General features: G+C 38.7%; 16 protein-coding genes and 1 pseudogene. 10 read left to right on the plus strand and 7 right to left on the minus strand.

Annotated features, from left to right (window positions below; genetic code table 11):
- Positions 1-3: 3 nt before the first annotated feature.
- Positions 4-1,419 carry a glycoside hydrolase family 32 protein gene (locus tag AC1FXP_RS18080; protein WP_480063392.1) on the plus strand — a complete coding sequence of 472 codons (1,416 nt, stop codon included), beginning with the start codon at positions 4-6 and terminating at the stop codon, positions 1,417-1,419.
- Positions 1,420-1,611: 192 nt separating this feature from the next.
- Here AC1FXP_RS18080 and AC1FXP_RS18085 read toward each other — a convergent pair whose 3' ends face one another.
- A complete protein-coding gene (locus AC1FXP_RS18085; RefSeq protein ID WP_480063393.1) occupies positions 1,612-1,971 on the minus strand; it encodes a YuzC family spore coat inner layer protein in 360 nt (119 codons plus the stop codon).
- Positions 1,972-2,255: 284 nt separating this feature from the next.
- On the opposite strand from AC1FXP_RS18085, the gene AC1FXP_RS18090 reads away from it, so the two are divergent.
- From AC1FXP_RS18090 to AC1FXP_RS18110, 5 genes are all read left to right on the plus strand, one after another.
- Positions 2,256-3,272, plus strand: coding sequence for a TAXI family TRAP transporter solute-binding subunit (locus tag AC1FXP_RS18090; RefSeq protein ID WP_480063394.1), 1,017 nt, complete (start codon positions 2,256-2,258; stop codon positions 3,270-3,272).
- Entirely contained in the window at positions 3,262-3,762 is a 501-nt protein-coding gene (locus AC1FXP_RS18095; protein WP_480063395.1) for a DUF1850 domain-containing protein, read from the plus strand. Before AC1FXP_RS18090 ends, AC1FXP_RS18095 begins: the two co-directional genes overlap by 11 nt.
- A 38-nt stretch (positions 3,763-3,800) precedes the next feature.
- Positions 3,801-5,951, plus strand: coding sequence for a TRAP transporter permease (locus AC1FXP_RS18100; protein WP_480063396.1), 2,151 nt, complete (start codon positions 3,801-3,803; stop codon positions 5,949-5,951).
- A 292-nt stretch (positions 5,952-6,243) separates the two neighbouring features.
- Positions 6,244-7,326, plus strand: coding sequence for a GerAB/ArcD/ProY family transporter (locus AC1FXP_RS18105; RefSeq protein WP_480063397.1), 1,083 nt, complete (start codon positions 6,244-6,246; stop codon positions 7,324-7,326).
- 253 nt (positions 7,327-7,579) lie between these two features.
- Positions 7,580-7,711, plus strand: a complete 132-nt coding sequence (locus tag AC1FXP_RS18110) for a hypothetical protein (protein WP_480063398.1) — start codon at positions 7,580-7,582, stop codon at positions 7,709-7,711.
- Here AC1FXP_RS18110 and AC1FXP_RS18115 read toward each other — a convergent pair whose 3' ends face one another.
- Together AC1FXP_RS18115 and AC1FXP_RS18120 are read right to left on the minus strand one after the other, a co-directional pair.
- Entirely contained in the window at positions 7,712-8,884 is a 1,173-nt protein-coding gene (locus tag AC1FXP_RS18115; protein ID WP_480063399.1) for a Ger(x)C family spore germination protein, read from the minus strand.
- 20 nt (positions 8,885-8,904) lie between these two features.
- On the minus strand, positions 8,905-10,482 hold the full coding sequence (locus tag AC1FXP_RS18120; RefSeq protein WP_480063400.1) for a spore germination protein: 1,578 nt from the start codon (positions 10,480-10,482) through the stop codon (positions 8,905-8,907).
- Between the two features lie 258 nt (positions 10,483-10,740).
- On the opposite strand from AC1FXP_RS18120, the pseudogene AC1FXP_RS18125 reads away from it, so the two are divergent.
- Positions 10,741-11,406, plus strand: a pseudogene (locus tag AC1FXP_RS18125) (thymidylate synthase); the annotation flags it as partial.
- A gap of 283 nt (positions 11,407-11,689) precedes the next feature.
- The gene (thyA, locus tag AC1FXP_RS18130; RefSeq protein WP_480063401.1) at positions 11,690-11,989 is read left to right on the plus strand and encodes a thymidylate synthase; all 300 of its coding nucleotides are present in this window, start codon (positions 11,690-11,692) and stop codon (positions 11,987-11,989) included.
- Positions 11,990-12,079: 90 nt separating this feature from the next.
- On the opposite strand, the gene AC1FXP_RS18135 is transcribed toward thyA, so the two are convergent.
- Positions 12,080-12,325, minus strand: coding sequence for a hypothetical protein (locus tag AC1FXP_RS18135; protein WP_480063402.1), 246 nt, complete (start codon positions 12,323-12,325; stop codon positions 12,080-12,082).
- Between the two features lie 65 nt (positions 12,326-12,390).
- On the minus strand, positions 12,391-12,567 hold the full coding sequence (locus AC1FXP_RS18140; protein ID WP_480063403.1) for a hypothetical protein: 177 nt from the start codon (positions 12,565-12,567) through the stop codon (positions 12,391-12,393).
- A gap of 261 nt (positions 12,568-12,828) precedes the next feature.
- Between AC1FXP_RS18140 and AC1FXP_RS18145 the strand changes: the two genes are divergently transcribed.
- Positions 12,829-13,083, plus strand: a complete 255-nt coding sequence (locus AC1FXP_RS18145; protein WP_480063404.1) for a hypothetical protein — start codon at positions 12,829-12,831, stop codon at positions 13,081-13,083.
- 82 nt (positions 13,084-13,165) lie between these two features.
- Here AC1FXP_RS18145 and AC1FXP_RS18150 read toward each other — a convergent pair whose 3' ends face one another.
- A complete protein-coding gene (locus AC1FXP_RS18150) occupies positions 13,166-13,744 on the minus strand; it encodes a helix-turn-helix domain-containing protein (RefSeq protein WP_480063405.1) in 579 nt (192 codons plus the stop codon).
- Between the two features lie 128 nt (positions 13,745-13,872).
- On the opposite strand from AC1FXP_RS18150, the gene AC1FXP_RS18155 reads away from it, so the two are divergent.
- Positions 13,873-14,859: a DMT family transporter gene (locus tag AC1FXP_RS18155; protein ID WP_480063406.1), complete on the plus strand. Its 987-nt coding sequence runs from the start codon at positions 13,873-13,875 to the stop codon at positions 14,857-14,859.
- Between the two features lie 74 nt (positions 14,860-14,933).
- Here AC1FXP_RS18155 and AC1FXP_RS18160 read toward each other — a convergent pair whose 3' ends face one another.
- Complete coding sequence (locus tag AC1FXP_RS18160; RefSeq protein WP_480063407.1) at positions 14,934-15,392, minus strand: hypothetical protein; 459 nt, start codon at positions 15,390-15,392, stop codon at positions 14,934-14,936.
- Between the last annotated feature and the right edge of the window lie 9 nt (positions 15,393-15,401).

The following is a 15,401-nucleotide window of genomic DNA, read 5'->3' on the forward strand; positions in this document are numbered from 1 at the left end:
CTAATGGAATCAATAAAAACGAACTATACAGTAGAAAAAGCAAATGAACAGTTACAAAATCATGCTGAAAAAGTAAAACAGTCAAAGTTTTGGCTAGGGTACCATATTGCTCCTCCTGCGGGCTGGTTAAATGATCCGAATGGTCTTGTCTATTTTAAAGGGGAGTACCATGCGTTTTATCAACATTATCCATTTAAATCTGAGTGGGGGCCAATGCACTGGGGGCATGCAAAAAGCAAGGACCTTATTCATTGGGAGCACCTACCTGTAGCTCTTGCTCCAGAGTATGAGTATGAAGCAGGAGGCTGCTTTTCTGGCAGTGCGGTTGTTTCCGGAGATGAACTCTATTTAATTTATACAGGGCATAACGAGAAGCGAGAGCCGAAAGAAGTTCAATGTGTTGCGAAATCAACTGATGGAATCCACTTTGAGAAGTTACAAGAGAATCCAGTGATTGCTGCTCCGCCAGAGGATGGGTCTTTCGATTTTCGTGATCCAAAAGTTTGGAAACAAAATGGCCTATGGAACATGGTAATTGGATCTGGAAAAGATGGAATTGGCAAGGCTCTGCATTATCGCTCAAAAGACTTGAAGAGTTGGGAGTATACGGGAGTTATGCTAGAGAGTAACGGCAAGCAAGGAGATATGTGGGAGTGTCCAGACTTTTTCTCTTTAGCTGATGACGTAGATGTTCTGATTTTCTCTCCTATGAATATGGAAGGATCAAAAACGAGATATATGATTGGAAAGATGGATGAAATTACAGGTGCGTTTGAAACGGTTAGTAATGATGAAATTGACTATGGCGTTGATTTTTATGCTCCTCAAACATTTTTAGATGATCAGAATAGACGTATTCTAATTAGCTGGATGAATATGTGGAAAAAAGATATGCCAGAACAAGCGGATGGATGGGCAGGCGCGTTAACGATCCCAAGAGAGTTATCGGTAGAAAATAACAAACTAATAATGAAGCCTGTAGAGGAGTTGAAACAGTTACGGACAAAACAGTTAGTAAAGGAGTACGAAAAGGCTCTAGAGTTGTCGGATCTCTGTCTTGAACTAGAGATGTTGATAACGTCAGGGAGCTCAAATCAGTTAGGCTTCACTTTATCGTCAGAAAAAGGAGAATCTCTAAAAGTTGGTTATGATAGCATAGGAAAAAATGTATTCACTGACCGAAGAGAAATGCAGCAAGGAGAACGAGACCTTTGCCAAGCTCATTATGAGAATGGAAAGAGTAATATAAAATTAACTGCTTATGTTGACCGTTCAAGCATTGAACTCTTTGTAGATGATGGGAGTTTAGTTATGACGAACCGATTTTATTTTAAGGGAACCCAAATTAATCTTTCAATTTTAGGAGAGGAAAATAAAATTGATTTGCTGAATATTTGGCAACTTAAAGCAACGATGTAAAAGGAAAGATTGATTGATGGATTTGATTCACTTAAAAAATGAGGTTAAAAAAGGAAAAGGCAAAGAATAGTTTATTTTTTAGGAATTACAGCAACACACATATTGATATCACTTTCTTATCGACCGAAGCACACACATTAAAATAGAAACAATTCTAATTAAAAAAGCGATTCGCCTACGCGAATTGCTTTTTTAAAATCCCCACCTAATATACATGGTTAAGGTACAGCAAGGAGTTCCTCCTGCTTCTGCACGTAGCGTAAAGGTGACACCAGTAGGGTTATAAGACGTTTCAACGATGGTGGGTACACCAGTCTCTCTTATAATTCTATCTACTGTAGCATCATCACTTGCTTGGGCAGCGTCCATTAACTGTTTCATTTTCTCTTCGGAAGCAACAAGACTATTAACGACAATAGACCCATGCTCTAGTAGTGTCTGATAAGCAATCAATGATTGTTCGAAAAAACTTGTATCAACAGGAGGGAAGGGAGACTCTTGTTGACGGTAACAGTAAGGTGGCTGAGGCATCCTGTAGTGATAATAAAACACTAAATCCAATCCTCCCTATTAAGTAATTACTTCATCCCATACAATATATGCAGAAACTCACTTAACGGACCTCTTTACTGTAGTGCAGGGTTAAAGAGGGGTCTGACCCCTGGAAATATTGCCCGCACTTGTGCAGAAAATGTCACATGAAATTTTGTGTTGAAAATAGAGCAATAAGTTGTAAAAGTGTAGACTTGGCTATACAATAGACAATGTATTGTTTTGCAAATATATTCCTTTTATTTGTAAAACTATCAAACTAAAGAAATAAGGGGGAAATTTACATGAAAAAGTTAAGTTTCTTAATGATGCTAGCTCTTATGTTAGTTCTAGCTGCATGTGGTGGTGCTGATGAAGCAGAGCCAGAAGCAGAAGGCGGAGCGGATGCTGGTGAAACAGAAGATGCTGGTGAAACAGAAGCTGGTGGATTTACTGATATTACTATTATGACTGGTGGAGAGCAAGGTACATACTTCCCACTAGGTGCTGCCTTAGCAAACAATATTATTAATGCAAACATTGAAAACGTTGAAGCAGCTTCATTCTCGTCTGGTGCTTCTGTTGTTAACATTAACGGAATTGTAGACGGAGATGCTGATCTTGCATTAGTTCAAAATGACATTGCATACTATGCAAGCCAAGGAATTCAAATGTTTGAGGATGAAGGAGCATTAGAAGGATTCCAAGGGATCGCAACACTTTATCCTGAAGTCATTCAAATTGTTACAGCTGCAGATAGCGGAATTGAAACAGTAGAAGATTTAGTGGGCAAGCGTATTGCAGTTGGGGACTTAGGTTCTGGTGCAGAAGCTAACGCTCGTCAAATCCTTGAAATTCACGGAATCACATATGATGACATCTCTGAAGAATACATGAGCTTTGGTGATGCAGCTGGAAGCATCCAAGATGGAAACATTGATGCTGCTTTCATCACTGCTGGTCTACCAACTGGTGCAGTAGAAGCTCTTAAAGCTACGAAGGATATCAATCTAGTATCTATTAGCTCTGAGAAAATTGCTGAGTTAGCTGCTGAGTATCCTTACTACACTGAGTATACAGTATCTGCTGACACTTATGGTACAGAAGGCGACACAACAACTGCTGCCGTACTCGCAATGTTAGTCGTATCTACTGATATGGACGAGGACCTTGTTTATGAAATTACGAAAGCAATGTTTGAAAACACAGAGCAATTCAGTAACGCTCACCAACAAGGTGCTAACATCACATTAGATACTGCACAAGACGGTATGCCTATCGATGTTCATCCAGGTGCACAACTTTACTACGATGAGCAATAGAAATAAAAAATGGAGCAAAAAGGCATTGCTATTTAGCACTGCCTTTTTGTTCCTTCTAATCATAATTACTTTACTGAAGTTTTCGCCAAGTGGGAAACAGGAATATCTCTTGCAAATTTACCTACCTTATAATGATATAGTTTTTTGGGAAGAAAAGATTCAACCTCATGATACGTTTTATCATGAATATTTACACTCTGTAGAGTTGTCGCCTGTTAGAGAGTATTTTACAATAGACGAGCAATTTAGGATGATTGCTACTGAAAGTTGGACGAAATCCTTTGGTGCAGGCTTGCCTTATGAAACAAAGGATAACTTTGAGATTGTAGATGGTTTTTTTGTCGTTCAAGATCATCGCGAACTTGAATACCTTAATATTCTTCCATCACACTTGTATCCCCATAGCTTTTATTATGGAGAAGAATCGATTGATTTATCAGGTGAATTGAGTGGCGAGAGGATTCGTATTCAAGTGGTAAAACATGAGTAAATTTAGGGGTCATATATTGCTGTAAAGGAGTTGAAACTATGTCAAAAAAAGAAGAAATTAGTTATCAGGCTGATCCAGAAGTTGAAAAGAAAGTAAATGAACTTGCTGGTAGTGACCGTTCAGTAAGAGGCTGGATGGCTTTATTAATTTTAGCACTAGCTATTATCATGTCAGTCTATCATCTTTATACAGCAGGGTTTGGATTAATGCCAGGAGTCGGGACACGTTCTCATATGATTATCCACCTTACTTTTGGACTTGTACTTGTCTATCTTATTTTCCCGATAAAAAGAGGCTTAGGACAGACAAAAATTGTTTGGTATGATTTTATTATTGCACTCATTGCCCTGTTTGTCGGGTATTATCTCTATGCTAACCAAACGTCCAATTCCATTTTAACTGGTCGAATGACCGACATGGATAAGTTTGTTGGAATAGCTTTGATACTTCTCGTTCTAGAAGCAACTAGGCGAGTTGTAGGAAAACCTCTCGTTATTATTGCAGGTATTTTTATTGCCTATTTCTTTTTAGGGCATCACTTAAATCCGCCCTTTAGACATACGAGAGCAAATTTCGAGAACTTTATTTATGAAATGACATATACAACTTCAGGAATTTTTAGTACACCATTATCGGTCTCTGCCGTATATGTCTTTATTTTCATTTTATTTGGAGCGATACTAGAAGCAACTGGTGCAGGTAAAATGTTCATTGATCTTGCACTACGGGCGTTCGGGAAATATAAAGGGGGACCTGCTAAGGCCGCTGTTGTTTCATCTGGTATGCTTGGATCTATTTCCGGTAGTTCAGTAGCGAACGCAGTAACAACAGGTACGTTTACAATCCCGTTAATGAAAAAAGTAGGATTCCGCCCGCAAACAGCTGGGGGAATTGAAGTAGCCGCTTCCTCAAGTGGTCAATTGCTTCCGCCAATTATGGGTGCTGCGGCCTTCTTAATGATTGAGTACACACCTTATTCGTATGCAGAAATTATCCGTTCGGCGGCGATTCCAGCCATACTTAGTTATATTGCGATCCTATTTATGGTTCATATCGAAGCATCCAAGCATAATATTAAAGGGTTGCCGAAAGAGATGCTTGTATCTGCGAGAAAAACGATGATCCAACACGGGTATTTAATATTACCGGTAATTGTCCTCGTTTATTTCTTAGTACGAGGAAATACAGTTCCGAATGCTGCTTTCTTCTCCATTGTCATGTTGCTTACTCTTGCAGTATTTACGCATCGTTTCCGTGAAAAAATTGGACCAGGTATTGTGATTGCCGTTATACTTGCAGGGTTAGCATATGCGATGCATTTTGTTTTAGATTGGAACATTGAAATTGCAGTAATGGTAACGATTGGGATCTTTATTGCCCTTTTCGTCGTTTTGTTACAAAAAAGCTTCAAAGTAGATGCTGCTCCTGTTCGTTTTGGAGTTCGCGAGTTATTAGCAGGCTTTGAAATGGCTGCACGTAATTCTCTAACAGTTGTCGTAGCGTGTGCGACAGCAGGGATTTTAATTGGAGTTATTAATCTAACAGGTTTATCAGCAAAATTACCGATTATTATCGTCGGCTTTGCAGGCGATAATCTATATCTTGCCCTAGCCTTTACACTTGTGGCTTGCTTGATCTTAGGACTTGGTTTGCCAACAACAGCAACATACGTAATCCTTGCAGCAATGGTTGCACCAGCTCTTGTTCAGATGGGTGTACCTATTATGGCAGCTCACTTATTTGTTTTATATTACGGAATTTTAGCGGACGATACACCACCGATCAACTTACCGGCTTATGCGGTATCGGGAATTGCAAACTCAGAGCCAATTCGAACAGGTGTCCAAGGCTTTAAGTTTGATTCAGGTGCATTGCTCCTTCCGTTTGTATTTGCAACGAACACAGTTATTCTCTTATTGCCTGAGAATGCCGGTCTTTATTCATGGCCAGTGATCGCACAAAATATTTTCACTGCATTATTAGGAATTATTGCGTTTGTTGTGTTTATTCAAAACTTCTTCTTAGTGAAGTTGCGTTTATATGAAAGAATTCTTGCTCTTGTAACAGCCTTAGTCTTTATTCACGGATCGTGGGTTACAGATACAATCGGAATTGGGTTACTAGCGTTATTACTTGCAATCCAATTCATGCGCAAGAAAAAAGATAATCATGAAAAGCAAACGGCTTAATGAAGCTAGCTCGTGCATATAATGGTTATATTAATCAGAAGTAAACGAATAGGGAATTATTGACCAGAATTGTGGAATAGTAGGAGCAAGGATTAGGTCAAAGGCGTTCCAAATACAATAAGAGATCTTCAAAAAAGCAGAGTTTAGTTTAGCTCTGCTTTTTTGTATACTCACAAAAGATACAGAAACTGAGGTTATGGCGGGGCAGGATTCTGGATACCCTGCTAATAAGCATGTCCACAAAAGTTTGTGAATAACGTCCATGTCTATAAATGCTTTAGGAGAACTGAATATGATTCGCATATCAAACACGCAATTATTTATGCTCATCGTTGTTTTTCATGTTGGAAGTACAACTTTATTTGCTTTAGGAATAGGGGCAGGCCGTGATGCTTGGCTGGTCATTATGATGGCAGTCATTATTGGTTTTTTTCTAATATGGGTTTATACAGAAATCCCAAAGCAATATCCTGGAAAAAACTTCTCTGACATTTTGAACGAAGTGATAGGAAAAAAACTGACTCCTGTATTGCTCATTTGTTATGCTCTATATTTTTATAGTCAAGCTTCGCATAATTTTTATGAGTTCGGCAGGTTGATTAAAATCACATCTTTGCCTTTAACACCCATCCTCTTAATATGGTATCTTTTCATATTTTCGGTGCTATACATCCTTTTTTTAGGGATTGAAGTATTGGCAAGAACATGTGAGATCTTATTACCGTATCTGGTCTTTTTTTTAATAAGCATCTATATTTTCACCATATTTTCTGGTCATTTTGACTTGGAAGCCCTGCAACCAATATTAGGAGAAGGAATTCGACCTGTTTTAAACGAACTTCTGCACGTAGTTGGATTTCCTTATGCAGAGCTGGTAATGTTCATGGTGATTTGGCATTATGTAGACAAGCCTCAATTGCTTCAGAAAACAGCGTTTTTGGCTGTTGGAACAGCAACCGTTTTACTGATTACCTCGGTCACTGTCATGATCAGTGTTTTGGGAGCCGAATTAACAGCTAAATCTGAAATTCCGCTTTTGGAAACGATCCTAACCATAAATATAGCTGAGGTCATTACAAATTTAGATAGTATCGCTGTTTTTATCATGTTTATTGGTGGTTTTTATAAAACGGCCTTGCATTTTTATGGGTTTGCCTTAACTGTTTCCTGGATCCATCGCAAATTAAAACTTAAATGGATCATGCTCATTTTTGGACTGTTTCTTCCTGTAGTTGCTCACTTTCGTTTTCCAAGCTTTGGCTACCAACGATGGAATGGAGTTATCAATGCAACGTATTCTATCCCTTTATTTGGCTTTCTTCCCGTTTTGCTATTGCTTATCATTTTAGTGAAAAAGAAAAAAAAATCCTCCTAGAAAGGATAATGATTATGCAAGAAATATGGTCAGTTATAAAAACAGATCCTTATACGGGAATTATTTTAGCAGGAGGAGTCTTATGTGCTGGCATATTAGTATTCGTTTTCCTTTATCAAGCAGCAACCCTCCTCTTGAAACGTTAGCACAAATGACTCTATATAGGAGCAAGATGAACCATGATTTTATAGAGAGGTACACTGATTATTTTAATAAAAAAGAAAAAATTCTCCTCATGAAAGGAGAATAATGAATGTTAGAAAAATGCTTGATCTTAAAAGAAGATCCTTATGTGCTGGTAAGTTTAATATTTGGCACCCTATCAGCTATTGCGTTAGTTAGTGTTTTGCTCTATCAAATAGCAACCCTCCTTTTCAAACGCTAATCACGATTCGGGCTGAAACGGACCTTGGATCAGCAAAGAGCTTGGGATTTCAACTTCCGCTTTAATCGTATATGGAACCGTTGTAAACATCTCGTCCCAATTGTCCTTAACCTTATTCCATACATGCGGGTAATCCTTATGTAACGCTCTGCCAAAACCGAATATATCAGCCTTGAATTCTTTTTGCGCTTTTTTTACGACTAAGTCAATTTCGTCTTCGATCAATTTCTTATTTTCTTCTTCTATTTGATGCAAATAATCAACATGTTGTTTTCGTTCCTTAAATTCACCAATAGCTTGTTCAGCAGCAACCCTGGCCTCTTGGTACACCTCAATGGTAAAGGAGATGTCAGTTTCGCCTTTTACTTCAGGTTTAATAGTGGCTTGTACCTCTCTTACTTCAACGGTGACAAGCTTGCCTTTCTCAAGTAAAGAAGGAAAGGAGAGGGCGCCTGTTTGAGCAGCCTCTTTATTAGTAATCCAATGATATCCCCTAATTTCCTTTTCATTTAAAAATCCTTTAAGACGATCTTCGTGAAAGGCAGCTCCTCCCGAAAGTCTGACTCGCTCAAAGGGCTCAGTCCCCGTTTTTTCAATCGTCAGTACGCCTGCAACCGGATTAATCCCTTGTCCTAGTGTATCTTTAAAGTATGTTAAAAGATTGAGTGTAGCAGAGCCTTGTTCGGCATTTTTGTTTAGGCTGTGCAAATACATCGCCGGAATCCGGGCGATATTATCAGATTTGATATCCAGTATTTCTTTTGCCGTTATTCCTCTAGCAATGCAAAGCCATACGTGACCTCTGACTTCCTTTCCTCTTATCATTGAGTCTAAAAGAGGCATTAATCCCTCTTTTGCTACCTCTTCATTGATAATTACTATTTTGTTGTGGGCAAAAAAGCCATGCCGATCTGTTGTTTTGGTCGACTGTCTTTTTGCTTCGAAAATGGTCTTCCCCGTTGTCGACACTAATAAATAGGGGCGTTCTGGACTCGGAGTCAGTGTGCTTTCGGCTGCGGGCCGCAAAAATTGCGAGGTTACCTCATATTCTCCTGTTTTTGAATCCTTATCAATCGCAATCGCGGCGACCATACCAATTTCGGTTAATTCATTCCGGTCCCAGCAGCCCGTTAAGAGCAGAATGAAAATGAAGAGAATCCATTTCTTTTTCAACTTTCGCTCTCTCCCTTCATCTAACTACTAGGTTTCTGCGGCTTTGTTTGCGAACTTTCCCGCTTCGTTCGACTCCAAGTAATAGACTGTGGCCTTGTTTGGAACGTCCATAATGGAAGACGGATAAGCGCGTCTTTCCACTCGCTCCAAACAATCGGTGCCATTGGAGCTAAATAAGGGGTACCGAAGGAGCGTAATGAGCAAGCGTGACCTAAAAGAACGAGGGTCCCCATCAATACTCCGTAGAAGCCAAAGATTCCAGACATGAATAAAAGTATAAAACGGCTTAAAACAATCGCGTCATTTAATGCAGAGACAACAAAACCAGTAATCCCTGTAATGGCAACAACGATAACCATCGGTGCACTAACTACCCCAGCTTGAACTGCCGCCTCACCGATAACTAACGCTCCAACAATACTAATAGCGGAACCAACCGGTCGCGGCATTCGCACTCCTGCTTCTCTCAGTAATTCAAAAACGATAATCATGAGCAGTGCTTCAATAAAAACAGGAAAGGGAACTTTTTCTTCCGCTGCGGCCATGGTAATCAGGAGAAGAGATGGAACCATTTCATGATGATATGTAGCTACAGAAACAAAGATAGCAGGTGTTCCGATCGTTAAGAACAAGGCAAGAATTCGCAGCAATCTCATAATAGAAGATAAAAAAGGACGAGAATAATAATCTTCTGAAGCTTGCAACGTTTCGATAAACACATGCGGTACGGTTAAAACAAAGGGAGTCCCGTCACATAAAATGGCAACTCGGCCTTCTAATAATTTGGATGCTACTTTATCAGGCCGCTCACTATTTCCAACAGTCGGAAAAATCGAGTAAGGGTGGTCTTCGATGAATTGCTCGATATAACCCGATTCAAGAATCGAGTCTGTTTCAATCCGCTCCATTCGTTTTCGAACCTCGTCAACAATTTTCGAGTCAGCGATTCCTTCAATGTAGCAAATTCGGATTTGAGTTTTGGTTTGCTTGCCGAGTTTGATGCTTTCAAACGTTAAGTTAGGATTACTAATTTTCCGGCGAATTAAGGAGCAATTTACTTTCAACACTTCATTAAACCCTTCGCGCGATCCTCTAACAAGCGATTCCGTATCAGGCTGTTCTACACTTCTTGATTCAAAGCCTTGTGTCCCAACGGATAACGCCGTTTGATAGCCATCGATAAAGATAACAGTAGCTCCTGCTAAAACGCGATCGACTGCATCGCTCAACTTATCAATTTCTTCAATCGTTGAGGTGCTGACGATCCGCTTTTTCATGACGGAAAGAACATCATTTGAGAGGGGAGGAGATGTTCCATTAACTGAATTAGGTTCCATGATCGACTTGACGACATGTAAATTAACAGAGTCTTCATTGACAAGTCCTTCTAAAAAGCAAATGAACACTTTAATAGGAGCTTGATAATATACTTCGAACTCTCTGAATTTCACATCTTCACTGTTCCGCAATATTTTTTTCAGTTCAGTTAAATTTTTATAAATATAGCTATCTAATTTTTCGTTTGTTTTTTTCTTTTGTATAGGTTGAGTGCTTTTTAATGCATGGACCTTTTTGGCATATCGAAACTTTCGAAACATCTTTTATTCCTCTTTCAATCAGAATGGTTTTCTGTAGTATTTGTATTTGGAAGAAAAAAATACAAATTTGCTTATTATTAGGGGAATCAATAGGGCTCAACGAAACGAGTTAAAAGTGTTTGGCAGCGATTATATGCTATACTATACTCTGTTGAAAACTTATAATTTGTTCAACAGTTAACAAACATCTAGTATATTTTTACGGCTGACCAAGTGGTAAACCATTATATAATAAAAAGAAATGAGGAGTGATTATTTTTGAAACATCCAGAATATGAATATCTAAATCTGTGTCGCCATGTGCTTGAAAATGGCTTTGAAAAAGGAGACAGAACAGGAACAGGAACTATTTCCATATTTGGCTACCAAATGAGATTTAATTTGAGTAAAGGGTTCCCTTTGCTAACTACAAAACGTGTTCCTTTTAGATTAATTGCAAGTGAACTATTATGGTTTATAAAAGGGGATACAAATATTCGTTATTTACTTCAACACAACAATCATATCTGGGACGAGTGGCCATTTAAAAGATTTGTTGAGTCGGATGAATACAAAGGCCCTAACATGACAAATTTTGCTCTCAGAGCTCAACAAGATAAGGAGTTTGCAAAGGTTTATAAAGAAGAAATAGATAAGTTCTGTACACGTATATTAGAAGATGACGATTTTGCAGAAAGATGGGGATCGATTGGTGCTGCAGCATATGGTGCACAGTGGAGGAGTTTTCAAGGGCCATACGGGTACACTGACCAATTGAAAGATGTCATTGAACAAATCAAATCCAATGCAAATAGCCGTAGACATTTAGTTGTAAGCTGGAACGCCAACCAATTCTCACATGGAGAGGCGCTTTTACCCCCGTGTCATACTCTTTTTCAATTTTATGTTGCGGATGGAAAATTAAGTTGTCAATTATATCAGCGTTAAACATTTGAGCGCCTTTACGGAGAAATCCGTATTGAAACACTCCTCTAATTCAGGGGAAATCCAAACCAACTACTAATTAAGTGATGGTGGACAATCCTGAGCCAAGCCTATCGTATAGGAAGGTGCAACGACCAGAACGTGATTGTTCGTAGGATATAAGTGATTGATATCCGAAACGGGGAGCATCCTATTTAGGATGGAGATATGGTCTAATCTACATGGAAACATGTAGCTGCTCATACAAAGAGCGGATTAAGTGTAGCGTACTTAATCGAATGAATTGTCGGCAGATATTTTTTTGGGGGTCCCCTTCAATATAGCAAGTTATGCACTTCTTACACACTTAATTGCTCATGAATGTGGTTTAGAAGTTGGGGATTTTGTTCATACATTAGGTGATGCACATATTTACTTAAATCATCTTGAACAAATCGAAACGCAACTTAGCCGAGAACCAAAACCTTTTCCGACTTTGAAACTCAATTCTAAAGTAAAATCGGTCTTTGATTTCGATATGAATGATATTACAATCGAGGGGTATGACCCTCACCCATCTATCAAAGCTCCTGTAGCTGTATAAAAAAAGGTTGTCTGCCTAGATCCTATCCCGAACAACTTGTGGTTCCGGGGTTGTATCTTGTTGGAGACAACCTTTTTCTTTTCTGTTCGATCATTGATCTGAACTGATTGCAATTTCATCAATTAACTGCCTCGAACGCTTTGCATTTCCTTCGGCGAAATTTTCCAATCTCGTTTTTAAAACGTCATTATTGTGAATTCGCTCAGCAAGAATTAAATATGTTCTCATCATTTCTTCTTCCTGTTCAAGACTTGATTGTAACGCTTGCTTGACAGATTCAAATGATAGGGCATCTTCTCTGTCGCCATCTCGATCGTAATCCACATCGTGGTTCATACAAACACCTCTTTAACTAGTTTATTTTTGTTTAGAAATACTGAAACAACCTGACTCAGGTCGTTCTAATCTTTATTCGCTCGATCCGTCATCCGCCAATTAATAATACCAATCACTATAAAAAGAAAAAATAAAGCTATATAGACTCTCATAGACCAAGTTCCAAAATCAGTAAAGGCTAAGAAAAGCCATAGTAGTGCGGCAACAAAATAAAAATAGCTCCCAACTGGAATTTTTTTCATTCCGTCCTCCTTTTTGAAGACCTCAAGTAAGAGGATTTACACATTCGTTTTCCGAGCAATAGTTGAGGTCAACACTTGTTCTTTTTATTATCATTCGTGGAAATATGTTATCTTATTCCGAAGAACATGTCGAATAATGACAATTAGTATTTCACGATAGTAGGAATGGAAGAATTATGTCGGTAATTGTAGGACGATTCTTATAGGGAAATAAGAAAGTATGACGAAATTAATGTAGTGGAAGAGAGGAGTGCAGATTAAATGAAAAACCATGAGGAATTTACAGTGAAAAATCATTATTTAGTCGATATTAAGCAAACAGGAGAAGCATTAAAGGACAATTTAAAGTCTTGGAGTTGGGATATTTACATAGCGATGAATAAGGATCAACAATATAGAGGAAGAGCATTAGCACCTGGGAAAGGTGTCGAGATCCCGTGGACTGAACTAAGCAAAAGTGATGTTTTAGAAGAGATGATTCAAATTTGTGAACAACAGATGCCAAAGCATATATAAAAAGCAGGACTCTTTGTCTGCAAGAGTCCGCTACAACAAACGACTAGGTTTATCCTAGCGTTTTTTTGTTTTATGCAAACTTTTAAGACTTCGCATATGTCATGACAAAATGCAGTACAGTTGTTTCGTTTGTTGGGTTTATATACGTATGCTCCTTATCTCCATTAAATTTAATCGAGTCGTATTCAAATAGATGAAACGACTCATCATCTATTTGAATGATTAGTTCTCCAGCCATAACGGTAACATACTCGACCACACCTAATTGGTGGGCGCCTGGATTGTATTCGCTTCTTGGTTTGAGGAATGCTCTGTGAATTTCACTTGATCCAAATGTTGAAACGTCAAACATTGGTTCTAACGTACATGCTTCATTAGCACTTACTACTTTGTTTCCTTTATGTTTACGTGAAATTTTAATTTCGCTGTCTTCATTTAGCAAAAGTGATATTGGGATCTCAAGCCCATTGGCAATTTTCCAAATGACTGAGAGTGATGGGTTTGCTTCACCGCGCTCAATTTTTCCTAATGTAAGTTTGCTGACCGTTGTGAGATCAGCTAATTGCTGCAAGCTTAGTCCACGTTGCTGCCTTATTTTTCTTAAAGTCAAACCTACTTGTTTGGCCAATCTTTCTGCGTCTGTTTGATATGAGCGATCCAAATAAGTCCCTCCCTTACTTAGGTTTTTTACATAATATATAAGTGGAAATTTTCCAGAAGTTGGAGTATATTATAGTTAACTATTGGTATATTATACTATAACTATTGCTCACTCTGGTAGGTGAAAATATGAAGGAAATTATGCTTGGATTATTCGCAGCGATGTTCTTTGCGGTTACATTTATACTGAACCGCTCGATGGAACTAGCGGGAGGAAGTTGGATGTGGAGTTCATCATTACGGTTTCTATTTATGCTTCCTTTTTTATTTCTTATTGTTCTGTTTCGAAATAATCTTAAACAAATTATAGTTGAAATTAGGAAGAATCCTATGCCTTGGTTTGGCTGGAGTTTTGTTGGATTTGTCTTATTTTATGCCCCGATTACGTTTGCAGCTGCCTATGGGCCTGGTTGGCTTGTAGCTGGAACGTGGCAATTAGTTATCGTAGCAGGAACATTATTGGCTCCACTTTTTTTGGAATCAGTTCAGACAAACGAAGGAATTCAAAAAGTCCGTCAAAAAATTCCTTTAGGCGCATTTTGTATTTCATTAATGATCTTGTTTGGTGTCGCTCTCATGCAGCTACAGAATGCAAATAGCGTGTCGATGCAAACGGTGATGATCGGTGTTCTGCCCGTTATGTTTGCAGCTGTCGCATATCCACTTGGAAACCGAAAAATGATGGAGGTCTGTGGGGGACGCCTTGATACATTTCAAAGGGTTTTTGGAATGACATTAGTCACAATTCCTTTCTGGCTTGTTCTCAGTCTAGTTGCGTTTATCCAAGTTGGAGCTCCTTCGTCAGATCAAATTCTTCAATCCTTTATTGTCGCCATAAGTTCAGGCGTCATTGCAACGATTTTGTTCTTTATTGCTACGGACCGGGTAAGAGGAAACCAGAAGAAGCTTGCAGCAGTTGAAGCGACTCAATCAACTCAAGTTCTTTTTGTGTTAATGGGGGAGATCGCGCTACTATCGACCCCTTTGCCAAATGGAATGGCAATGATCGGCATGAGTCTTATTGTGATCGGGATGCTTTTGCATAGCTATTTCACGAAAAAGATGAAAACAAAGCAACCGCCACTCGCTCGAGTACGGAAGGAACAAAGTGTATAAAAAGCTAATTTGATTACAAGAAAGCGCCTAGCAGTGATTTGAGCTCTAGGCGTTTTTGTCTCATATGTAAATGCTTATTGAAGAACTTTTTCTAACTCGGCAAACCCAATTACTTTTAAAGCCTCAATTTCTTCATCCGTAAATTGCTCCTGTAGTTTTTCAACCAACTCATCCCGCTTTTCATCGTCAACACCATTTCGAACACTAGTGAAAATGCTAATTAACTCGGTCAGTGAAAACCTTTCTAACACGGCTTCAATAGCCTCATCCCTATTAGAAAAAACGAGCTCGTCACTAGGCTGCTCTATTTCTGGTTGTTGGCCTTCTAGTTCGTCATATGTATTCGAATCTTCTTCATTGATTGAGTCGTGTTGTTCGGACTTTGTTTCTATTTCCTCTTCAATCTGCTGTTCAGTTTGTGGTTCACTCACTTGTTCTGGTGTTTGATTAGAACTGTGGTAAAAGCCTAAAAAACTAGGGATGGCAACACAAAGAAAGACGAAAAACACTCCAAAAATAACTGCTTTGATCATAAAATCCTC

This window comes from Halalkalibacter sp. HAAS-P013, from assembly GCF_056619925.1.